At 59.7% G+C, this 23371-nt stretch carries 15 protein-coding genes and 1 pseudogene; 10 read left to right on the forward strand and 6 right to left on the reverse strand.

Going from position 1 to position 23371, the window contains the following annotated elements:
* Positions 1-115: 115 nt before the first annotated feature.
* The 4 genes from B5T_RS12495 to B5T_RS12510 are packed head-to-tail and all read left to right on the forward strand — an operon-like array spanning position 116 to position 6819.
* Entirely contained in the window at positions 116-2068 is a 1953-nt protein-coding gene (locus B5T_RS12495) for a TonB-dependent receptor domain-containing protein (RefSeq protein WP_081586868.1), read from the forward strand.
* Positions 2068-5985 (forward strand): cobaltochelatase subunit CobN, encoded by a 3918-nt coding sequence (gene cobN, locus B5T_RS12500; protein ID WP_014994872.1) that lies wholly within the window; start codon positions 2068-2070, stop codon positions 5983-5985. Before B5T_RS12495 ends, cobN begins: the two co-directional genes overlap by 1 nt.
* A gap of 7 nt (positions 5986-5992) precedes the next feature.
* Entirely contained in the window at positions 5993-6511 is a 519-nt protein-coding gene (locus B5T_RS12505; protein ID WP_014994873.1) for a MotA/TolQ/ExbB proton channel family protein, read from the forward strand.
* Positions 6511-6819: a DUF2149 domain-containing protein gene (locus B5T_RS12510; protein WP_014994874.1), complete on the forward strand. Its 309-nt coding sequence runs from the start codon at positions 6511-6513 to the stop codon at positions 6817-6819. Before B5T_RS12505 ends, B5T_RS12510 begins: the two co-directional genes overlap by 1 nt.
* A gap of 6 nt (positions 6820-6825) precedes the next feature.
* Here B5T_RS12510 and B5T_RS12515 read toward each other — a convergent pair whose 3' ends face one another.
* Positions 6826-7641: a DUF6694 family lipoprotein gene (locus B5T_RS12515; RefSeq protein WP_014994875.1), complete on the reverse strand. Its 816-nt coding sequence runs from the start codon at positions 7639-7641 to the stop codon at positions 6826-6828.
* 304 nt (positions 7642-7945) lie between these two features.
* Here B5T_RS12515 and B5T_RS12520 point away from each other — a divergent pair, with 304 nt between their 5' ends.
* From B5T_RS12520 to B5T_RS12540, 5 genes are all read left to right on the forward strand, one after another.
* Positions 7946-8896 carry an endonuclease gene (locus B5T_RS12520; RefSeq protein ID WP_014994876.1) on the forward strand — a complete coding sequence of 317 codons (951 nt, stop codon included), beginning with the start codon at positions 7946-7948 and terminating at the stop codon, positions 8894-8896.
* 156 nt (positions 8897-9052) lie between these two features.
* Positions 9053-9793: a GntR family transcriptional regulator gene (locus tag B5T_RS12525; RefSeq protein WP_014994877.1), complete on the forward strand. Its 741-nt coding sequence runs from the start codon at positions 9053-9055 to the stop codon at positions 9791-9793.
* Positions 9790-11502, forward strand: a complete 1713-nt coding sequence (leuA, locus tag B5T_RS12530) for a 2-isopropylmalate synthase (protein WP_014994878.1) — start codon at positions 9790-9792, stop codon at positions 11500-11502. The genes B5T_RS12525 and leuA overlap by 4 nt, the downstream gene beginning before the upstream one ends.
* An 812-nt stretch (positions 11503-12314) precedes the next feature.
* Entirely contained in the window at positions 12315-13631 is a 1317-nt protein-coding gene (locus B5T_RS12535) for an outer membrane protein transport protein (RefSeq protein ID WP_014994879.1), read from the forward strand.
* Between the two features lie 14 nt (positions 13632-13645).
* Positions 13646-17062, forward strand: a complete 3417-nt coding sequence (locus tag B5T_RS12540) for an Ig-like domain-containing protein (RefSeq protein ID WP_014994880.1) — start codon at positions 13646-13648, stop codon at positions 17060-17062.
* Positions 17063-17192: 130 nt separating this feature from the next.
* Here B5T_RS12540 and B5T_RS12545 read toward each other — a convergent pair.
* Positions 17193-18275 (reverse strand): annotated as a pseudogene (locus tag B5T_RS12545) (IS3 family transposase).
* 210 nt (positions 18276-18485) lie between these two features.
* Entirely contained in the window at positions 18486-19130 is a 645-nt protein-coding gene (locus tag B5T_RS23210; RefSeq protein WP_148279263.1) for a hypothetical protein, read from the reverse strand.
* A 615-nt stretch (positions 19131-19745) separates the two neighbouring features.
* Between B5T_RS23210 and B5T_RS12555 the strand changes: the two genes are divergently transcribed.
* Positions 19746-20687, forward strand: coding sequence for an Rpn family recombination-promoting nuclease/putative transposase (locus B5T_RS12555; protein WP_014994884.1), 942 nt, complete (start codon positions 19746-19748; stop codon positions 20685-20687).
* A gap of 107 nt (positions 20688-20794) precedes the next feature.
* Here B5T_RS12555 and B5T_RS12560 read toward each other — a convergent pair whose 3' ends face one another.
* The 3 genes from B5T_RS12560 to B5T_RS12570 all read right to left on the reverse strand — a co-directional run bounded on the left by B5T_RS12560 (position 20795) and on the right by B5T_RS12570 (position 23270).
* Positions 20795-21505 carry a DUF3239 domain-containing protein gene (locus B5T_RS12560; RefSeq protein ID WP_014994885.1) on the reverse strand — a complete coding sequence of 237 codons (711 nt, stop codon included), beginning with the start codon at positions 21503-21505 and terminating at the stop codon, positions 20795-20797.
* A 109-nt stretch (positions 21506-21614) separates the two neighbouring features.
* Positions 21615-22505 carry a type II secretion system protein N gene (locus B5T_RS12565; RefSeq protein WP_014994886.1) on the reverse strand — a complete coding sequence of 297 codons (891 nt, stop codon included), beginning with the start codon at positions 22503-22505 and terminating at the stop codon, positions 21615-21617.
* A 33-nt stretch (positions 22506-22538) separates the two neighbouring features.
* Positions 22539-23270 carry a transposase gene (locus B5T_RS12570; protein WP_014994887.1) on the reverse strand — a complete coding sequence of 244 codons (732 nt, stop codon included), beginning with the start codon at positions 23268-23270 and terminating at the stop codon, positions 22539-22541.
* Between the last annotated feature and the right edge of the window lie 101 nt (positions 23271-23371).

The raw sequence follows: 23371 nt of genomic DNA on the forward strand, positions 1-23371 counted from the left end.
TCCGGAACCACCCTTGGAACCGGTCCACCGTGCTCTTTCCTCGGGGGAGGAACAGAGCCTTTTGCCGCCGTTATTCTTTTTTGGCGCCACCTGGCGCCCTTCTCGTGAGGCTCCGATGTTCCGACGTTCGCTGGTATCCCTTGTGCCGCTCTCTGCCCTTGTCACCGCCAGTCCGGCCCTCGGTAAGGAGTCCCCGCCGCGCCATCAAGTCGCCACCCTGCCCGCCATTGTGGTCACCGCCACGGCCTCGGAGCGGAACGAGGCGGATACCCCCGCCAGCGTATCGGTGATCAATGGCGATGACCTGCGGCAAAGACCCGTTCATGATCTTTCCGACGCGGTCAGGGATGCCGTCGGCATCGACGTGGAGAGTGTCGGTCTCGGCCGACGCGGCATCTCGATCCGGGGCATGAGCTCCGAACACACCCTGGTACTGATCGACGGCCAGCGCATCAGCAACTCCGCCTCCGCCATCGCCCACTCGGACTTCGAGCTGGGCTGGATGCCGGTGGAAGCCATCGAACAGGTGGAGGTGGTGCGCGGGCCGATGTCGTCGCTGTACGGCTCGGAAGCGCTGGGTGGCGTGGTCAATATCCTTTCCCGTTCCGCCACCGATCAGTGGCAGGGATCGTTCAGCAGCCAGGCCCTGATCAGCGATCACAGCCTGGACGGGAACCACTATAAAGGCGGTTTCTACGCCGGAGGCCCACTGGTACCAGGAACCTTGGGGGTCAACGTCTGGGGTGAATACCGCCGCCGCGACGCCCTGCTCGACGCCACCGACCCCGAACTCACCGCCCTGGACGAACAGCGCGCCACCAGCGGCCACGTGGGCCTGACCTGGACACCGGATCCCTATCAACGCATCGATCTCTCCGTGGACGCCGGCAACGAGGATCTGGAAGGCGTTCGCGGCAGCAGCCGCGCCAGCCCCTACCAATCCGACAATGACGTCCAGCGCCGCCGTTATTCTCTCTCCCACCGGGGCGATTGGGGCTGGGGCAACAGTCAGGTCCGGCTCTATCGCAGCACCCTGGATCGCGAGACCTACCGCAGTGACGGCGCGGATACCACCGGCCCCAACCGGTTCACCGACACTGTGCTGGACGGGCGCGTGGGCTGGATCGCCGGCGGCATGCACAAGCTCACCGTCGGCAGTGAAGTCCGGCACGAGGAACTGGAAGATCCCAATATCAACCGCAAGGGCAAGGACGACCTGACTCACTACGCCGCCTTTGCCCAGGACGAGATTTTTCTCGGTGAAAAATGGGAGCTGGTGCTCGGCAGCCGCTTTGATCATCACCAGGACTTCGGCTGGGAAACCAGCCCACGTGCCTATCTGATGTTCCATGCCAGCGAACAGCTGACGTTCAAGGCCGGCGCCGGTCACGGCTTCAAGGCACCGACCCTGAAACAACTGTCGCCGGAATTCGAATCCCGTGCCGCCATGGGCGGGCGCGGTATCATCCGGGGCAACCCGAACCTGGAACCGGAGACCAACCGTTCCTTTGAACTGGGTGCCACGCTCACTCAGGACCGCTGGTCCGCCGGTGCCACCCTGTTCCACAACGACGTGCGCAACCTGATCGAAACCGTGCGCCAGCCGACCTGCTTCGAACCCGGTTATGTCTGTCTGGAATACGACAACATCGCCAAGGCGCGCCTGCGCGGACTGGAGCTGACCGCCGCGGTGGATCTGCTCGAACGCTGGCGGCTGGAAGCCAACTACACCTATCTGGATGCCCGCGACCGTACCAACGACGAACGCCTGGCCGACCGTTCCCGGCACCGCGCCAACACCACACTGATCTGGCGGACCACCGACCGGATCAGCACCCGTGTCCGCGCCGAGTACGTCGGTTCCCAGTATCGTTCCGACACCGAGCGCGACCGGCCGGATCACACCTTGTTGTACAGCAATGTGGACTACGCCTTCAGCCCCGGGATCAGCCTGCACGCCGGTGTCGAAAACCTTACCGACGAGCGCCTGGCCAATGATGACCCCGATCTCTACGACCGTGCCGACGAAGGGCGGCGGTACTTTGTCGGCCTGACGGCCACATTCTGATGAGCGCACAGCCCTTGCACTATTTCCGGTTGCTCCTGACCTGCCTGCTGATCAGCCTGTCAGGAGCGGCCGCCGCCACCGCCGAACCATTGATACAGGTCTTTCACAACGATTTCGTGTCGGCGGAAAAATTTCAGCAGCTGCGAACCTTCGCCAAACAGGAAGGCATGGCGCTGCGGCACCTGAACGTGGAGACCAGCACAGCGGCCACACTGCGGCAAGCGGCACGCTCCGCCGCGCTGATCGTCCTGGACGTACCGCGCCCGAATGATCGCGTGATGGTGACGCAAAAGCTGGACGTCATTCCGGAGTACAGCGAACGCCCCCTCTTGATCATCGGTGGCGGCCGCCCCGACTGGGAACAGTTACAGCCCCGCCACGGCGGCGTCCTGAGCGCCCTGTACGTCGCCGGAGGCGAGCACAATTTCCGTCGTTTCTTTGCTCTGGCCAAAGCGTTGCAAGGCGGCGCCCCGACCCCGGCGCATCTGCTCGAGGCCCCCGAATCCTTGCCCGGCAACGGCTTCTACCACCCGCGCGCGCCCCGTGTTTTCGAGCACATTGGCGACTATCTTGGCTGGCATGGCACACAGCGGCAGAGCCGGCCCGAAGGCCGGGTGGCGTTCCTGATTCACCGGGGCGTGGTCTCCGACCTGCTCACCCGCGAAGTGGATACCCTGATCGCCCGCAGCGAAGCCGCCGGTCTGCTGCCGATCGTATTCTGGTTCGACGCCGCCGGTTCGGAAGGGCTGAGCGGCGTCCTCGGCAACGGGCAGGTGGATGTACTGGTCAACCTCACCCACCTGCGTGACGGCAAGGCGCGCCGCCGGGATTTCCTCGCACTGGACATTCCGGTGATCCAGACATTGCGGTTCCGTGACGGGGAAGCCAGCGACTGGCCCGACGCCAAAAGCGGCGTGGCTCCACGTACTACCGCCGTGTTTCTGGCTACCCCCGAAGGCTGGGGCATCAGCGATCCCACCGTGCTTTCCGCCACCACCGGCGGCGTGGACGATCTGTTGCCGGCACAAACCGATGCGCTGATCGGCAAACTGCGCAGTCTGGTGGCGCTGCGCCATATACCGGCGGCGGACAAGAAACTGGCGCTGATGTACTGGAATTACCCGGCTGGCGAGAAGAACCTGGGCGCATCGAACCTCAACCTTCCACGCAGTATTGTGTCCATTCAGACTGCCCTGGCCGAGGCGGGATACTCGGTGGGTGAACCGGTGACCGAGCAGCAGGTGATCGCCGCCGGCCAGCGCATGCTCGGCGCTCTGTACGGCACGGTATCGCTGGACGAGTTGCTGGCCGAGGACATGGCCGCGCTGTTCCCCGTGGACGAATACCAGCAGTGGCTGGCGCGGTTGCCGTCATCACGTCGAGCCGAACTGAAGCGCGGCGGTGAACCCGAACGCCATGACGCTGTGCGGGAGGTGGACGGCAAGCGCTATTTTGTCATTCCGCGCTGGCGGCTCGGGCAGCTGCTGGTGATGCCGCAAATGCCGCGCAGCGGAGATCCATCGGCACATTACCATGACACCGACAGCATCCCCGATCCTCTCTATATGGCCGCCTATCTGTATTTGCAACGGCAATACCAGGCCAACGCGCTGATCCATCTGGGCACCCACGGCACCCAGGAATGGCTGCCCGGCAAGGACCGCGGTCTCGCCGCCAGCGATTACCCTTGGCTGGCGGTGGGCGATCTGCCGGTGTTTTATCCCTACATTCAGGACAACGTCGGCGAAGCCATCCAGGCCAAGCGACGTGGCCGCGCCGTCACCATCAGTCATCAGACACCGCCGTTCGCGCCGGCCGGGCTGTACGACCAGCTACGTGACCTGCACCATCTGATTCATGAATATCAGCAACTGGATCCCGGCATGGTGCGTGAGCAAGTCAGTGCGCGTATCCGTGAAACCGCCATCAGCGCGCACCTGCATGAAGATCTGGGCTGGACGGCGCAACAGACCGAGCAGGACTTCACCACTTTCCTGCAACAGCTGCACGATCATCTGCACGAGCTGGCGCGCGCCGCCATGCCGCTGGGGCTGCATACCTTTGGCGAACCCGCCAAGGACGAACATCGCATCAGCACTGTCATGCAGCAACTCGGCGAGCCGTTCTACACCGCCCTGGGAACAGACCATGAAGAACTGTTCGCCGTCGACCAGGATGACTTGAGCACCACTCTCCCCTATCAAACGGTGCGTCGTTTCCTCGACCCCGAAGCCTCGCGGGATACGCCCGATGACCTTGCGGACTTTGCCGGTCGAGCGCGGCAACTGAATCAGCACTTGATCAATACCCGAGAGAACGAAGCGCTGCTGGCCGGGCTGGCGGGCCGCTTCATGCAGCCCGGCTCTGGTGGTGATCCGATCCGCAATCCGGACGTGGCCAGCGGCCGTAATCTGTACGCCTTCGAAGCCGACAAGATCCCGGCCCGGGCCGCCTACGACGCCGCCGGCACCGCCTATACACAACTGGTGCAGGCCTTCCACGCCGAGCATGACGGCGCCTCGCCGCGCAAGCTGGCGTTCAGCCTGTGGGCTTCGGAAGCGATTCGTCATCTCGGCGTGACCGAAGCACAAATCCTGCACGCGCTGGGCCTGCGGCCGGTGTGGGACAGCGCCGGCCGGGTCACCGAGCTGGAGATCATTCCCGCCGCGGAACTGGGGCGCCCCAGGACCGACGTGGTGGTGCAGGTCACCGGCGTTTATCGCGATCAATTCGACAGCTTCATGCGACTGCTCGACGATGCGCTGACACGACTCGCCGAACGGGACGAGCCCGGCAACCCGATCGCCGCCAACAATCAACGCATCGCCGCCGCTTTGCGGCAACAGGGCCTGTCGGACGCCGAAGCGGAAGCCGCCGCACGCTATCGGCTCTTCGGCAATGCCTCCGGCAAGTACGGTACCGGTGTGCCCGATCTGGCCCTGCGTTCCACCGAGTGGGAAGACGACGACGCCCTGGCACGGCAATTCCTCGCCAGCAGCCGCCACGCTTACGGTGGCCAAAGCTGGGGTGACAGTCCCGGGACGGCCAACCTGCTGGCCGAGCAACTGCGCGGCACCGAGGCGGCGATCATGTCACGCTCGTCGAACCTGCACGGCGTGCTGTCCACCGACCATCCCTTTGAATTTCTTGGCGGCTTGTCGTCGGCCATTCGTCATCTGGACGGCAAGGCGCCGCAGTTATTGATCTCCGACTTGCGCGGCGGCGCCGTCAACACCACCGGCCTGGATCGCTTCCTCGCCAACGAATTGCGCGTGCGTTACCTCAACCCGCAATGGATCGGCGCCATGCAGCAGGAAGGCTACGCCGGCACCCTGCAAGTCCTCAACGCCACCAATAATCTGTTCGGCTGGCAGGTGATGGATCCCAACACCGTGCGCGACGACCAGTGGCAGTCACTGTTCGATACCTACGTGACCGACAGCCGTGAACTGGGCACCAACGAGTGGTTCGAGCAGCACAATCCCACTGCTCAGGCGCAAATGCTGGAACGCATGGCCGAGGCCATCCGCAAGGGCTACTGGGACGCCTCCGAGCAAATCCGCCGCCAATTGGCGCAACGCTGGCAAACCCTGTCGGAGCAGCTCGAAGTGGACACCGGCACCGAGGTGACCCGCCGCTTCATCGCCGACATGGCGCGCGGCTTCGGGCTTGATGGCGGCGCCAAACCGGACACCGCCGCTGCCCCCAACCCGGCGCAGCCGTCGCCGTCCGACGAGTCCGATGCACCGCAGGCGGTTCAAGGGCGGGTCATGGAGGCAGTCGCCGCTGAGTCCCCGGACGCGCCCCGCCTGTTGTGGGCGCTAACACTGATGGGGCTTCTGATCGGCGCCGGCGCCCTGTGGCAGGCCCGTGGCCAACGTGCACCGCGGTTACTTTCCCGGAAAATCGAATCCTGAGAATCTCATGACCTTTTTTGCTGACATCGAAACCCTGCTTTACGCCGTCTCCCGTATTTTTCTGGCACCGGTTCTGGCCCTGATCGCCCTCGCCCTGGGCTATGCCCTGGTGATGCTCGGCGCCTTCCTGGTGGAAACGTGGCAACGCCACCGTGGTGATCATACCGGGGAGCTGTTCGCGTTCGCCCGGCAAGATATCGGCCCGGACGAGGCGAAACGACAGCCGGCCAGCGACGATCTGGAACTGTGGATCATGAGGCGCCTGGAATGGCTGCGCATCGTGTCCCGCACCGCGCCCATGCTCGGCCTGATCGCCACCATGATCCCCATGGGGCCGGCGCTGTTGGCACTGGGGAATAACGACGCCGGCGCCGTCGGCAAAAACATGGTGGCCGCGTTTTCCGCCGTGATCCTGGCTCTGTTGGCGGCCAGCATCTGCTTTTTCATCCTCACCGTTCGCCGGCGCTGGTTGCTGCAGGACCTGCTCGAACTGGAACAGCAACGCCACCAGGAGGGGCGGCACTGATGCGCTTTCTGGACGACGAGGACGCCAACGATCCGATGCTCTCGGTGGTCAATCTGATCGACCTTTTCCTGGTCATCATCGGCATGCTGATGGTGGTGATCGCGCAGAACCCGCTGAATCCGTTCTCGCGGGACAAGGTGGTGGTAGTGGAAAACCCGGGCGAGGCGGACATGCGCATCACCATCAAGGACGGGCAGGAACTGACGCGCTACGAATCCAACGGCGAAGTCGGCCAAGGCCAGGGATCACGGGCCGGCATCACCTACCGCCTCGATGACGGGCGCATGATCTACGTGCCGGAGGAATGAACCGGACTATTCCGCCCGGTACTGTTCCTTCAGCTCCGCCAGACGCTGCCCCGCGGTTTCGCTGAACGCATGATCATCGAACAGCGGCTCGCCCTCCGCGCCGTCCAGCCCCACCACGGTGACACTGAACTTCGCGTCTTCGGGAACATCCGGGTCACCCCAGGGGCCAAAACGGCTCGGTGACAGGCTCCAGGTGGCTTTCTCTCCCGGCTCCAGACCACCGGGAATCTCGTAGCTGAAATCGTCCTCGAACCAGGGCACGCTGCGATCCGGGCTGATGAAACGCCCCTGGAAATGCGCCCGGGACACCGGCTTATCGGTACCGTTCGTCACTGACAGTTCAATGACCGGTTCCTTGCCGAACATCTTGCGGTCCTTCATGAAGAAATTCGCCGAGGCCACCTGAAACCGGGACAGTGCCGCCCGGTCCTGGTCGGCTCTGGCTTTCTCCGCCTCCAGGGCTTTGATTTCTTCCTCCGCCTTGTCCCGGCGAGCCTGCTCCCGGGTTTGCTGAATGCGATCCGCCTGAGCGATCACCGCCTTACCGGTCTTGCCATTCAGAGCGAGCCGCAAAATCTCTTTCACGTCTTCCGGATCGCCTTCCACGGAGGCGGCGAAAGTCACTTTGTCGGAGGCGACCACCTGCAGCGCTTGCTCGAAACGATCAGCCTGCTCCGGCGGCAAACCATCGCGGACCTGGGCGATGGACGTTTGCAATGCCTGTTCGGAGCCGCCATCAATGGTGGGCTCGGAGCAGGCGGTCAATGCCACCGTGGCGACGGCCACCAGCAGAGCGCCACGGCATCGGGATATTCCTTTCATAGAACCTCCGTGATCAGTGCAGGCCGGACTATAGCACCCCGCCGTAAAAACGAACCATACCGGGCGCACAACGCAGATCCTCTTACCGATCCGGCAAAGCCGTTGTAGGAGCTTGCCCTGCAAGCGAATTCGGTTTCCGGGCCAAAAGATTCGCTTGCAGGGCAAGCTCCTACAGCGGCTTCGTACCCCTTCTGATCGCGCTTTTACATTGTCATATTCCCCTTTCCCCGGCCGATCAAATCGCTATACTGCGCGCCGCTCACTTCATGCCGTTCCCACACTGTAAAACAAGGCTTTTTTGTTAATGACATTGTTGAAACGCGGGCTCCTCGCTCTGTTTGTTTGTCTTTTCACCTTATCGGCGCTGGCCGCGCCACAACACTTCGCCGAAGCCAAAAAAGAACTGCGCGATCACGTTTACAACGATCGCAATCAGGTCGGCGACGCCTACTGCCAATGCACCTGGGACTGGACCGGCCGCACCGGCGGCCGGGTGCATCTGCGGGAATGCGGTTACCAGGTGCGCGCGCAGGCCAATCGGGCCGCGCGCATTGAATGGGAACATATCGTTCCCGCCTCCAACTTCGGCCGCCAACGCCAGTGCTGGCAAAACGGCGGGCGCCGCAACTGCGTATCGGAAGATCCCGTATTCCGCGTCATGGAAGCGGACATGCACAACCTCACCCCGGTGGTAGGCGAGGTCAACGGTGATCGCAGCAACTACAACTTCGGACCGGTTCGGAACGTGGCGGCTCAATATGGCGCCTGCGATTTCAAGGTCGATTTCAAACACCGCACCGCGCAACCGCCACCGGCACTGCGCGGCCAGGTCGCCCGCGTCTATTTCTACATGGCCGACCGCTATGATCTGCGCCTGAGCAAACAACAGCAACGGCTATTGATGGCCTGGGACCGTGGCCATCCGGTGTCCGCCTGGGAGCGCCAGCGGGACCGCCGCATCGCCGCGATCATGGGGCACTCCAATCCGTTCGTTACCGGCGAACGAAGCTGGACGCTGAACCACCGCAACAGCCGCGAGGGCCTGGTCTCCTCCATCGCCGATTCCCGGCCGCCGGCCAACGCCGAAAGCGTCCGGCCCACAGGCCCCATTCACGGCAACCGCAACAGCAAGGTCTATCATCTGCCCCAGGGCTGCCCCAGCTATAACGCCATGAAACCCAGCAACCGGGTGAACTTCGATAGCGAAGCCGCCGCCCGCGCCGCCGGCTACCGCAAGGCCGGTAACTGCCGCTGACGCCATAGCCGTGGCCGGTCTATTGGTTTACGAGCGATGAGCTTGTGCTGTATTCGCTGCCAAGGCAGCGAACGCAAAGCACTCCTCTCCTGTTTACAGCCACCGCCTTATCGTCATATTCTAAATTGGATCCAGGATCCAATTTAGAGGTGCACCGTGCCCCGCAAACCCATTCCCACGCTCTCCGGTGTCTTCACGCCCACCGAGACCCCGGCTCATCTGGCACGGGACGTGATCGAAAGCGCGCTGCGCGAAGCAATCATGGACGGCCGCATCCCGCCGGAAACCCCACTGCGCCAGGAAGAAATCGCCGCCCTGTTCGGCGTCAGCCGCATGCCGGTGCGCGAAGCCCTGCGCCGGCTGGAGTCTCAGGGGCTGCTGCACATCCAGCCGTACAAAGGTGCCGTGGTAACCGCACTGATCAACCAGGACGCCATGGACACCTACGGCGTGCGCCTGCTGTTGGAACCGGAAGCCTTGCGTCTATCGCTACCGCATCTGAGCGACACCGATCTGGCCGAAGCCTCCGCTCGTCTGGCCTCCCTGCGAAGCGCCAGGGACAGCGCCACCCTCGCCCGCCTCAACCGGGAGTTCCATATGGCGCTCTACCGGCGGGCCGGCAACGCCCGTCTGCTGTACCTGATCGAACAGGAACTGGAGCAGGAAGAGCGCTTTTTGCGTTTCCATCTTTCCGCCATGGGCACCGGCCACCAGGCCCGCGATGACCACGATGCCCTGCTCGATGCCGCGCGGAGTGGCGACGAGAGCCGTGCCCTGGCACTGCTACGCCGCCATCTGAGCCAGGCCGAACAAGCCATCCGCCACTATCTGGCGGATCAGGACAACGCGGAGTCACCCGCGGGTGATGCCCCCCGAATCGCAGGAGAATCGAAATGATGTTGAAGGACCCGTCCAGCAAATACCGCCCCTTCCAGACCGTCCAACTGCCGGACCGCCAGTGGCCCGACCGGGTTCAGAGGCACCCACCGGTCTGGTGCAGCGTGGACATGCGCGACGGCAACCAGGCCCTGATCGACCCCATGAGCCTGGAACGCAAGCGGCGCTTCTTCGATTTGCTGGTACGCACCGGCTTCAAGGAAATCGAGGTGGGCTTCCCGGCGGCCTCGCAGATCGATTACGACTACGTCCGCGAGCTGATCGAGACCAACGCCATCCCCGATGACGTCACCATCCAGGTGATGACCCAGGCCCGGGAAGATCTTATCGAGCGCACTTTCGAGGCGCTGCAAGGCGTGCCCCGCGCCATTGTTCACGTCTACAACGCCACCGCCCCGGTATTCCGTGAAGTGGTGTTCAATGTGGACCGCCAGGGCTGCATCGACATCGCCACCCACGCCACCCGGCGGATCCGGGAACAGATGGCGCGCTATCCGGACACCGACTGGACTTTCCAGTACTCCCCGGAAACTTTCTGCTTCACCGAGCAGGATTTCGCTCTGGAAATCTGCGAGGCGGTGATGGACGTGATGGCACCCACGCCACGGCACAAAATGATCCTCAACCTGCCCACCACCGTGGAGGTCGCCACCGCCAACGTGTTCGCCGACCAGATCGAGTGGTTCTGCCGTCACGTTTCCCGGCGGGACAGCATCATCATCAGCGTGCACCCGCACAACGACCGTGGCACCGGCGTTTCCAGCGCGGAACTGGCATTGCTGGCCGGCGCCGAGCGGGTCGAAGGCACCTTGTTTGGCAACGGCGAACGCACCGGCAATCTGGACCTGCTCAACCTGGCCATGAACCTGTACGCCGCCGGCGTCAGCCCGGGCCTGGATTTCTCCGATATCCACCACACCCAGCGGGAAGTGGAATATTGCAACCAGTTGCCGGTGCATCCGCGCCACCCCTATTCCGGTGATCTGGTTTTCACCGCCTTCTCCGGCTCCCACCAGGACGCCATCAAAAAAGGCTTCGCCGCCCGCGCCAACAACCCGCAAGGGTTCTGGGAAGTGCCTTATCTGCCGGTGGACCCGGCCGACCTGGGGCGCAGCTATGAAGCGGTGATCCGCGTCAACAGCCAATCCGGCAAAGGCGGCGTGGCCTATCTGATGGAACAGCACGGCATCACCCTGCCCCGCCGTCTGCAGATGGAATTCAGTACCGCGGTGCAATTGATCGCCGACCAAACCGGCCGTGAAATCACCGGCGACATGATTCTCGAGTGCTTCCGCAAGGAGTACCTGTTCGACGCGGCGCCCCTGGCGCTACGGGATCCGGTGGTGACCACCGCCGACGGCCGGGCCCGTCTGCGTGGTGCCCTGCAAACGCCGGAGGGCGAATTCACCCTGCAGGGCAGCGGCAACGGACCGTTATCGGCACTGGTGGACGCCTGCGCCCGACTGGGGCTGGCCTTCGACATCGCCGACTACCACCAGCATTCCGCCGGTGATGGCGCCGACTCGGAAGCTTACGCCTACGTGGAAATCCGGGTGGGTACCCGGCAGTTGTTCGGCGTGGCCCGGGACCAGAATGTGCTCACCGCCTCCCTTCAGGCCCTGGTCTGCGCCCTCAACCGGGCGATCGGCAAAGGATGGCTGGCCTTGGAAAGCCGCCAAAATGTGACACGCATAACACTAAAAGACTGATTTATAGGCATTTTACACACAGTTACCGTCACTTGTGAGACAGTAGTGTCCTCGCTGGCGACCAAGGATTCGGTCACACCCGCCCCCAACGGGTGCCAATCAGTGAGACCCCTTCTTTCAGGTATTGAAAGCATGGCCGTTCTAATCCCCCCCCCCCAAGAACGGCCATCTCTTTTTTCCTCCTTCTCCTGCTTACGCTATGAAGTCCCTGTAGGTGCTTGATCCATTCGCTGGCAAGCCAGCTTCCCACGGATTGTGCTACGAAGCCGCTGTGGGAACTGCCTTGGCGGCGAATACAGCGCGAATCCATATCTCCAGAATCAATAGCTCTCCACAGCCACTCAACACTCCGTGCACATCCGTTTACTTTTTGGTTATAAACCGCTGCCGTACAAATACCTCCTCGCATCCCCTTAAAAGAAAAACGGCCCAATAGGAATATTGGCCGATATCTTTCCTGTCCCCTTTTTTTGGCGCATCAGGTGCAGATTGGTAGCACCTGCTTTTTCTCAATCAAAAATTGCTTTTGCAAAAGGCCAGCGCGCCGTCCTTTCCCCTTTAAAAATCATTGCAAATCGTGCTCTCCGCTTTTAAATGGCGCAGAAGATAAAGGTCAACTCATTGATTTATAAGGCCTTATTTTCAGGGTACAACTCACTGTTTGAAACTTTAGTGCCAACTTGTTACGTGCCCCCATTCTTATGGGGTACTCTCCATTGAACCGGAGAAGCCGCCCGGGGATGGGCAAGCGCCGGCCTCTCAAACAATAAAACATCACTACGATAAGAAGATAATCAGGAGGATTGTCAGCAATGACACTAAGCCCCGTATTGAACCGTGGCCTCGGTGCCGCGGCGCTGTTGCTTGCCCCGGCGATCGCTTGCGCGAACATGGGTAACCTGGGCACCACCTACGGCGTCATGCCCAGCGATGTCGCCACCGTCCAGGCCCTGTCCATGTTCAACACCCAGGTCTCCACCGCCTACTACAACCCGGCCTTTCTCGCCCGCGACACCCGTGGCGAAATGACCGCCGGACTCATGCACGCCGATCCCAACCTCAAGGCCGACAGCCAGAACCACGGCACCTACAAGGTCCAGGACGACCCCGCACAACAAATCCTCCTCGGCCTGCGCACCGATCTCTCCGACATCGCCGAACTCGGCCAGCCCCTGGTCCTCGGCCTGCTGCTCGGCTCCGAGAAATACTCCGAAGAACTGATGGCCTTCACCTCGCAAACCGCGCCTTATGGCCAGTACTTCAGCCATGGCCGCGAGCCGCTGTTCCTGTCCCTCGGCATCGGCACCAACATCTGGCGTGGCCTCGCCATCGGCTTCGCCACCCGCGTCACCCTCCACTCCGACGCCAAGCTGGTCGCCCACACCGACCTTTCCGGCAACACCCAGTACGAGGCCCTCGACGTCACCGCCAAGCCGGTGCTGCGGCCCATCCTCAGCATGAGCCTGGACTGGAAGGAGACCTTCTGCCCCGACGCCGACTGCTGGTACAACGGCGTGGAAACCGCCTTCGCCTTCCGGGGCTATTCCTACGCCCGGGTCAGCGTCGACGCCAACACCATCATTCCCGGCACCATCCCCGAGCCCGGTCTGTTCATCAACCTGAGCACCATCGACTCCTACCAGCCCAACACCTACGTGTTCGGCACCCAGGTGAAAAAAGGCAAGTGGCGTACCGGCGTCGCATTGGAGTTCCAGGAATGGTCCAAGCTGGAAGACAAACTCACCGCCGGCCACGATGACATCAAGGACGTGGGGGATCTGCAGTTCCGGGACACCTTTATTCCCCGCATCGGCGTGGAGTACGAGTTCGAGCCCGGCATCGGCTTCTCCGGCGGCATCGCCTATCAAGAGTCACCGCTGGAGACCGGCGTCAACAAAGAGGTCAACTATCTGGACGCCCGCCGCACCATCTTCGGCCTGGGCTTCCACGCCACCGCCCAGCGGGTCTATGGCTTCAAGCACCCGGTGCGCTTCGATCTGGCCTACCAGTACCACGCCATCGGCGAACGGGACTTCCGTTTGATCTCCGACCAGACCGGCAACAACGACCGCGTCAAGACCGACGGTGACGTCAACGTCTTCGCCGCCTCCATCAGCATGCAGTTTTAAGGGGGGAGAACCTTATGATTCGCGGAACCTTTAACCGGACCCTCTACGGGACCTTAGTCGCCACCGCCTGCGCCACCGTCCTCACCGCCTGTGGCGGCAGCGACGGCTCAAGTATGCCCGGCAATGATGCCAACGACGCCCAACGACAGAGCCTGCTCTATGCCTACCCCGATGACGGACAGGCCGAAGTCCCCACCATGGCGCCGGTGGTGCTGCGCTTCACCAGTGACGTGTCACTCGGCGACGTGGAACAGAGCGTCACCCTGTGCTGTGACGCCGAAGGCGGCAACCTGGACTACACCGCCGAAACCGTGGGCCCGGACCCGCGCGGCGTGATCCTCACACCGGCGCAATCGCTGAGCCCGCTCACCGACTACACCATCGCCATCAAGAAACTGCGCCTGCGCAACGGCACCTCCGCCGACCGCACCCTGCGCTTCACCACCCGGCCACTGGCCGAAGGGCCCAGAAGCCTGGTGGTCAAGGACGAAGGCTTCGCCATCGACCGGCAGATGCCCAATGGCGACACCAACGAGCCGGTCATGGATTTCTCCAGCTTCCGGTTCCAGTTCACCCAGCCGGTGGACCGCGCCAGTGCCCGCTACGGCGACACCGTGGTGCTGACCGACAGCAGCGGCGACACCGTGGAAGCCACACTGCTGATCAACGGCCATTACATGACCGTGGACCCGAAACCGGAGTACCTGACACCCGGCCAGAACTACACGCTGAGCCTCACCAACGGCCTCACCAGCACCTTTGATGAAGCCTTCGCCGGCACCGAGATCAGCTTCACCCCAGCGGACTCCTCACCGCGTGGCGAACCGGCCATGCTGGTGCAGCGGATCACCCAGAGCGGCCTGTCCCGCCTCACCGGCAAGAACATCAACCAGGTGCCCGTCAACGGCACCCTGCTCGGCGAAGACGTCAACGTCACCCAGGCCAGCGCCGACGCTGTCGTCGCCGAACTGGCGGACGTCACCGAATACCCGGACGTCACCCCGATCCGCCTGCCCCGTGGCACCAAGCTCACCGGCAGCGCCATCGAAATGGTGATGATCGGCGGCGAAGTCCCCGCCGGCTTTGGCTCCGGCCCCGTGGACATGCGCCTCACCAGCGACGCCACCGGCTACCTGGTGCCCAACCCCTACAACGTCCATAACCGAGCCGACGCCCTGCGCATCGTCCACCTGCTCATGGACGTGGGCATCGCCACCGAGGACCCGCGCGCCAACGGCGGCTTCACCCAGGACATCATGCACATCGAACTGGTGGGCGTGGCCGAAGTGGACACCGACGCCGGCGTCCTTAACCTGGACGCCGTCGGCATGGTGGAACCCAACATCCTCGGCCAGGAATACGGCTACGGCCTGCTCAGCTTCCAGCTGCAGTCCTACAAGGATCAGATGAACACCCCCACCGCCCCGGAAGACAAAACCGGCCCCACCCTGCAGAGCTGGACCCTGGGCACGGATACCATCACCGGCGAGGACAAGTCCCTGCTGGCCAAGCCGGGGGATCCGATTATTTTGAACTTTGATGAGCCGATCGATCCGCAGAGCGTGGAAGGCAATGTCACCCTCTATAAAACCGTGAACGGTGGAGCGGAAGAGGAAATGCCAGCGCAGGTGTATGTGGATGGCGCGGCGATCGTGGTGAAGCCGGAGGAGGATTTGGTTTATAGCCCGGAGAATAGCGAAACTCTCTATCGGCTAGAGATCAACAATCAAGTTAGTGATACTTTGGGCAACATCCTCACCACAACGCTGGAGAAGAGCTTCCAGCTACCAATGTTAGTTGAAAACAAGGAGATAATAATTCCACCGAGCCCCAGTGGCTTTTTAGATGATTTCATGAGCTCTCCAAAATCGCCCATTGTATTATCCGTATATCCCGGCTTCCCTTGCGCACTATCGGAGAATGATCGTGATCTAAGCATGAATTTCGCCGGACGTTGTGCCGGTGGCTTTCCTGGTATCGGAGAGGGCCCATCCCCTGAATTCCCAACACCCGGGACAGAGATCGATAACAAATCCAAAGACGATATCATTCCGGTAATTCCACTTCCTACCAACCACCCGATTATCGTTCAATTCTCTAAAAATATGGATACGGAGAGTATTAACAAAGACACCTTCTTCGTAGAAAAACTAAATCAGGACGGGCAAGTCCAAGGGACTGTTGAGGGCCAACTAGAAGCAACCTCCAGGCAAGTAAAGTTCATTCCCGAGGAACCCTGGGAGGAAGGGGCTCTCTATCGTTACACTCTATCTTCGTCAGGATATACGATTGCCGAAGACAGTACCGGGGCGCGCAAAATTTACGCAGCTGACAACTATCAATGCGGGGAGACTAGCATCTGTGACACTGAGGGACTGCCTCTCCAAACTCAGCCTATCGGTGAAACATCCATTTCTTATATCGGCCCGACAGGTGAACAACGAGACTACGCGGTCCTGACAACAGCTACAGCATACACAGCGGGCGGCCCGCCTATGGTTCAATTCTTTCGCGGCGCCCCGAAGAGAAATACAGTTATCCAAGTTCTGAGCACCCAACCCATATCCGATGTAAATGGTAATTTTTATCATGACTTTTCTAATATCGGAACAGCCAATGGAGACCCAAATGGGTTAGGAGAATACTTATTTAACGTTGAAGAGTATGGGCCAAGTGTCTTAGCCGATGATAGCAACCCCGACTTCGACCCCGGCGGACTGAAACCAGCCCCCAACAGCTCCAAGATCTTATCCAGATACGCCTCACAACCGGAGAACTTTGGTGCTGTCAAAGGACTAAACTTTGGGTGCTCCTACACGGGCATTCCCTTTGTAACCCCTTTAACTCCAATGGAGTGCCCTGAACACAAGTTTGCTTATCTCATCAGCGGTATGGTTGCAGAGGTTACAGATGTTGTTACCGATCAAGGATTGGAAGTAAAGATATGGCCATCCCAGGTATTGACTACTTCTCTTAATCTATACGCTCGAACCGCATTTCCAGCCTTTGATCTTCCGATACCGGGCTTTACAGGAGTTCAAATACTGAGGATGCGATTCGACGAAGACACGTCTTCACAATACCGAAATCGGCCAATTACAGGCTGGATTACGGAACAAGAAGGGAAGCTTATTATGAATGCAAGCCTGGACCTTTACGTGGATGCACCATCCGTACCCGAAACAGGCTTGCCCCCCTCAAACGATGGCAATACTACCAATGTTCGATCTTATCCTATAAGTATGAGTCTAACTGGTGGGATTAGTTTTATGGATGATGGCCGTATGGTTGTCGAGCAGTACAACACCGAAGATGTAGATATACTCATACGTTTCCATAACGCAAAAAATGGTACAGGCACAGGCTATGCCGACACTTTTATACCTGCCTATGGCAGTCGATTAAATTTCCTTTCAGAATCAATGAAATAGGCACCCAGAATAACACCACCTTTCCATCTAGAGAGGTGGTGTCTGAGCAACACTTTAGTTAACAATAAAATATTCATTAACAATATCCCTCTGTAATTCCCCCATTTTTAACCGCCGGTTTGAGTAGAGGTTAACCGGTTTGTAGCCGTTGGGCCGGCGGCACGCCGCCAATAGCCGAGTTCGGTCGCTCGTGATTGTAATGCCAGAGCCATTGGGTCGCTAATAGCTGGGCGTGGGCAACGCTGGTGAACTCATGCCGATCCAACCATTCGTGCCGTGCGGTTCGGTTGAACCGCTCAATGTAAGCGTTCTGGGTCGATTTGCCTGGCTGGATATAGATCAGGGTTATCCTTTCCCGGTTGGCCCACTCGACCAGCGCCTGTGAGATATATTCCGGGCCGTTGTCACAGCGTAGAGCGGCGGGCTTTCCCCGCCATTCTATGATCTGATCAAGCGCACGTATCACCCGTTGTGCAGGCAGTGACAGGTCAACTTCAATGCCAAGCCCTTCCCGATTGTAGTCGTCGATCACATTGAACGTTCTCAGCGACTTGCCGCTGACGAGCTGGTCGCCCATGAAATCCATCGACCAGACTTGATTCGGCGCCGCCGGCACCGCCAATTCGCCCGGATAATCCCGCTTGATCCGACGTCTGGGCTGGATCCGCAGGTTGAGCTCCAGCTCCCGGTAGATCCGATACACCCGCTTGTGGTTCCAGGTATACCCCTTCACATTACGAAGATACAGGAAACACAGCCCGAAGCCCCAGCGCTTGTGGGCCTGCGTGAGCTTGAGCAGCCAGTGCGCAATCAGGGCGTTGTCGCCGCTGAGCTTTGCCTGGTAGCGGTAGCAGGTCTCACTAATGCCGGACACCACATAGGCCAACCGAATACTGATCCCGCGCTTGACCACGCCCTTCATGGCCATCTCCCGGCGTTGAGATGGCCTTACAACTTTCCCCCAGGGCTTCCTGGCGCAGCTCCGCTTTGAGCCGTTCTTCCGCATACATCTTCTTCAGACGGGCGTTCTCCGCCCCAGCTCCTTCAGCCGCTTCATCAGCGACGCGTCCATGCCGCCAAACTTCGACCGCCACTGATAGATCAGCGCCGTACTCACGTTGTGTTCGCGGGACAGTTCCGCCACCGGAACCCCGGCTTCGTGCTGCTTCAGAATCGCTACTATCTGACTGTCGGAAAATCGAGACTTCTTCATCCTTCGCTCCTCAATGCGATCAGTGTAAAAGTCTCTACTCAAAACCTCGATTACTTTTCGGGGGAATTACAACTCAGTCGCGCCATAAATACCCGGCCAACAATAAATACAACAAGTGCTTAATCTGCATCCCAAGTTCAACTTTCGCCATGCCCAAAAAAGCCGCCTGAACGACTAGCTCAGGCGGCCATTTTTTAACTTATTGTATAATCAAAAAATCTCCAGTGTCTCGCCATTATCCAAGACAAGATCACCTTCAACGGTACAGTCACTGGGAAGGAGCGCATCATCAAAAGAGAAAGTACTGTTATCATAGACTACATTATTAATGCGCAAATCGCTTCCCACCACATTGACATCGATCTCACCAAAGGCGCCAGTGTACGGGCCAGGACCGCTATACACAACACCACTATCTTCATCAAACGTAGTTGTATTATTTTCTGCGAGATACCAAGGGAAACCGCCAACTGTAATAATGCCGCATAGCAACCCCGAGCCCGATACGCTGCCACTATTTACTCGGATGCCAACACGCCAGTCGTTATTAGGATCCTGGAATTTCTTCACCTGACCATTTAGCGTCAACGTGCAAACAGCTGCGGGCAGGGACGGACAAGAAAGGTCTGTCGTGCCCGAGAAGGTAAAATCACCCCCGCTGGGATGACCATGCCAAACATCGGCGTGGCCTCCAGAGCCGTTGAAGTGTTGGGTACTGGAACCATCACTCCACTGGATACAGGGAGCAGGGCCACCACCGGCACAAGCACCAGAATCCCAACCAGCATTAGCCGCCTGAGTCAGCCCAAATGATGCGACACCCAGTACCGACAACATGATGATTTTCGCTTTCATAATCTTTCTCCTTTATTTCCATTTCACATGAGGAATATTTGTTATTTCCTGCCAAGCTCAAGGCGACCCTCGGCTGCCTTACTGCTTTGTTCCCACGCTTCTCTGAAGCGCCCTACTCAGCCCTTACGGACCTTCCTTGAAGCCAAGCCATTACGACCGTACCAATCCCCAAAAAATTAACAATACGTAACTCGATTAAATTCAGATGCAAACCAGACTTTATTTATGTAACAGAAAAGACCCTTTTAAAATCAGACACTTAACCTTTCACTTCTGCGCCATTTTCAGGGAACTTCTGGGGTATTTTTTGGATCTTTTCGGGCATTTTAATTACCCCAGAAGTTGCCGGGACTTCTGGGGTAATTATTGTTTTTCTGGAAATCGGCAAAAAAAGTGTTATGGCTGGCTATCGGGATGTTTGAGAGAGAAGAGCGGCGGTTATTCGCTTGCAGGGCAAGCTCCTACAGCGGCGTTGTAGTGAGGTGGTGTGCTATTCGAGGGGGGGTTTTCCTACACTACCCGCGTCTTCCCGCCGACAGAGTATTCCGTCAGGGCTGACAGACCCGCCTTCGTCTCCACGCCATACTGCCCCGGTGATGTGGAAGGGGGGGCACGATGGATCACGATACCGGTTACAAGCTGCTGTTCTCTCATCCGAGGATGGTCAGGGATTTTCTTGAGGGATTCGTCTCCGGAGAGTGGCTCAGGACACTGGATCTGGATTCCCTGGAAAAGATGAACGGCAGCTATGTCAGTGATGATCTGCGCAGCCGTCACGATGACGCGGTCTGGCGGGTGCGATGGGGACGGGACAGGGTTCATCTCTATCTGCTGCTGGAATTTCAATCCACCGTGGAACGGTTTATGCCGGTACGGGTTCATACCTACACCGGATTGCTGTACCAGGATCTCATTCGCCGCCATGAGCTGGATGACAACCAGAAGCTCCCCTCCGTTCTGCCAGTCGTGCTGTATAATGGAGAATCCCGTTGGCGGGCTCCGATTCATGTCCGGAATTTGATTCAGCCAGGCCCGGCGGAGTTTGCGGGACTTCAGCCAGAGCAGGCTTTTCTGCTTTTGGACCAAGGCGCTTTTGATCTGGATCAACTGGCATCAATGCGCAACTTGGTCGCCGCTCTGTTCCGTCTGGAGCATCATCGCTCCTTTGCCGAGGTGCCCCAGGTTCTTGATGATTTGATAAACTGGCTGCGCCCAACGGAACTGGCGAGCCTACGGCACAGCTTCGTAGCGTGGTTGTACCGCCGGCTGCCCCAATGGATGCCGGGCGTAACAATTCCTCAAATGCTGAACTTGCAGGAGATTCAGGAGATGACGCGCAACAGTGCACAGGAATGGAAAGACATGCACCACCAGGCTGGCTTGCAAGAGGGGCTCGTCAACGAAGCCCGTAATATCCTGCGACGCCAACTGGTGCGACGCTTCGGCTCTCTTTCCGAACGTATTGAAGCCAAGTTGAACGGCGCCAGCCGAGAACAGCTGGAGGACTGGATCGACCGGCCTTACGAGGTGGAAGAGCTGGAAGACGTCTTTCGCTGATCAGGTTTGGGGGCCGGGTTCGGTATCGCGGCTGGTGAGCCGGGATTCGCTTGCGAGCAAGTTTGCCGCAGCGACTTCCCAGCTCCAGACGAGAGTCCCTTTTGCTCCTACGGCTTGTCCGTTTGCTGGAACGCTGCGTCGAAGTAGATCACCTTGTTGTTCGGTGCCCCTTTCATCGCGTCCTTGAGTTCCCGCAGCACCGCCCATTCATCCACATCATCCACGTCGTCCACCGTGAGGCTTTCAGTCACCTTTTTCACCAAGGCCGGATCGTCGTAACCCCAGGCCACCGGGCGAGGCTGGAAAATACTCCAGTAACCGTTCCCCGGCATTCCAAACATCGACACACAGGGCACTTTCTCATCAATGGCGATGGTGTGATGGGGCAGCTGCTTGACGGGCAGCTTCAGACAACCCCACACCAGATCCACATCCTCCTGGCCACGCATATCGGCCAGGGCCAGCAAGGTCAGTGGCTGGGTGTCGATCACGATGGCGGGGATCAGCAGGCCGTTTTCATAAGCGATGTCTTTGAGGTCGTCCGGCTTGGGAAAGCGGCGCAGAGCGAAGAGCAGCAGTAACGTTACCACCAGCAGGACCAGCCACCAAGTGGTATTGCCACTCTTGTATGAGGCGAAACTGCCGACAGCGGAGAGCACGGTAAGGGCGATCACCACGAAAAACAGGGGGCTGAACTTGCTCGGGTATTCGTCATAGGTCTCCATATGAACGGGATCCGGCGGCATGTTCATGGCCCGTGTGGCAAACGTATCATTCCAGGACTCACCGACCTGCCCGACCCGGCTGTCATCATTCATTCCGCTCTCCTTGCACAAGGGATGATTCGAACGGGAAAACCTTAGCACACCCTTCTACTGCCCCACAGCTTGAAAGCGGCGTGCCTGCGACCCTGGTGATCTGTGGGAGCTAGCCGCCCTCGGTTTTTTTTGTGGACAGAGCCGCCATGCCTCGAATATCGCTCTTGCCGGTGCGATACTCGATCAGAAATTCCTTGCTTCCCCGCCTGACGATGATCTCGCCGATGCCGCTATCCACCACGGAGCGGCGGGCCAGCAGATCGTCTTCCTTGGTACCCAGCGGATAGCCATTGGCGGAAAAGATAACGTCGCCTTTTTGGAAACCGAACTTCTTGACCAGGTCGCCCTCGTCATCGATTACCCGGTAGCCATTGGCCGTCTCCGGGCTCACCGGTTCAACTCCCATGGTTTTCATGGCCTTTTCCCGGTCACTCAGCAGCTTTTCCACTTCCGAATCGTCGCCTTCCTTGTCATCCGGCGCCGGCTCCGCCGAGGCCACGATGCCCGGCATCGACTCCCAATCCAGTAGCGGCAGCTTCTCCAGGCGCCCTCCCCGCTTAAGCAGCACGTGATCCACCCGTAAGGCATTCAGTGTGGCGCCACGGACCAGCTCATCGCCCACGTGATATAGCCCTGCGTCGCCACCTTCCGGCTGGATGATCGCCCAGCCGTGCTCGTCCACCCGGTTATGGAAAACGCCGAGCAAGGTGAGTTTCATCCGCGTCTCTGGTGCATCGGAATGCGCTTTGGCCGTGCCGCTCTCGGACAGGTGCTCGCCGAACAGATTCCAGCCCGCGATCTCCGCCTTTGTCAGCGCCAGATCTTGCGCGGACGCGGTTACGGGAAGGCCATCCGCCGACATCCGTTCCGGCGGCTTGGGACCGTGGATCAGCAATCCCGCGGTCCATACCACCAGGTACACCAGCACGCCAAGCAGCGCCAGCGATATCAGATAACGCCCGGCCCGGCCCAGCACGGCGATCAGAGTGGGACGATTCATTGCCAAAGGACCTCGTGATCAGCACGCCGTCGGCTATTCTTCACTGTCGTCGCCCGGGGGGCCGTCGCTGTCCTGCCTCGGTTTCTTCCTGGGTCTTCCCCGGGGCCGGCCATAGACCCGCTCGCCGTACTTTTCCGCCACCTCACGGATAAAGCGATCCGAACCGGTGACCAGCCCCCGGGTAACCGCGTTGACAATGAAGTCCACTTCCTTCGGATTATTACCCAGCCGCAGGTAATCCCGGTAAGCGAGGCGCCGCTCATCCCGGTCTTGTCCCAAACGCAGGTACTCTTCCGGGTCGTCCAGCCAACTCGTCTGAGTCTTCTCGCAACGCATGCGCAGGCTGCTGTGGGCGTATTGGTTGATCTTCTGCACCAGTCCCCGTGTCACCGGCAGCAGTTCGATCATACGCATGATGGTCAGTACCCACTGGCTGGGCTGTACCGGCGTGGACAGGAAGCGGCTTTCCCAGGGCGACTCTTCCCCATGGATCTTCTTGAAGAACAGCGCGGTGCGACAGGACAAGCCCTTCATGAAGCGGGACACTTCCGTGGCTCGCCCGGTGGGGGTGATCAACAAATGGACTTCGCCGGGCAGCAGGCACCAGGCGTGGATCTCGACTTCGTACTCTCTGCGTAACTCCAACAATTGCCGCTCGCAGTAGTTGAAGTCCACCGTGGTGCGAAAGATCGGGCTGCCGTCTCGGGTTTTATGCACTACATAGTGAGGGACACCTTGCAGCAAAACGCGTTCCTTGCTGCTCATAGCGCTTCTCCTTGTTATTGATTTCGCTGAGCTTCCCCGACCCAGACTGCGCCGGGCTTACATAACATTACTTCCTGGTATGGTTATGAAACTAAAACCCT

This window comes from Alloalcanivorax dieselolei B5 (assembly GCF_000300005.1).
GTDB classification, from domain to species: domain Bacteria; phylum Pseudomonadota; class Gammaproteobacteria; order Pseudomonadales; family Alcanivoracaceae; genus Alloalcanivorax; species Alloalcanivorax dieselolei.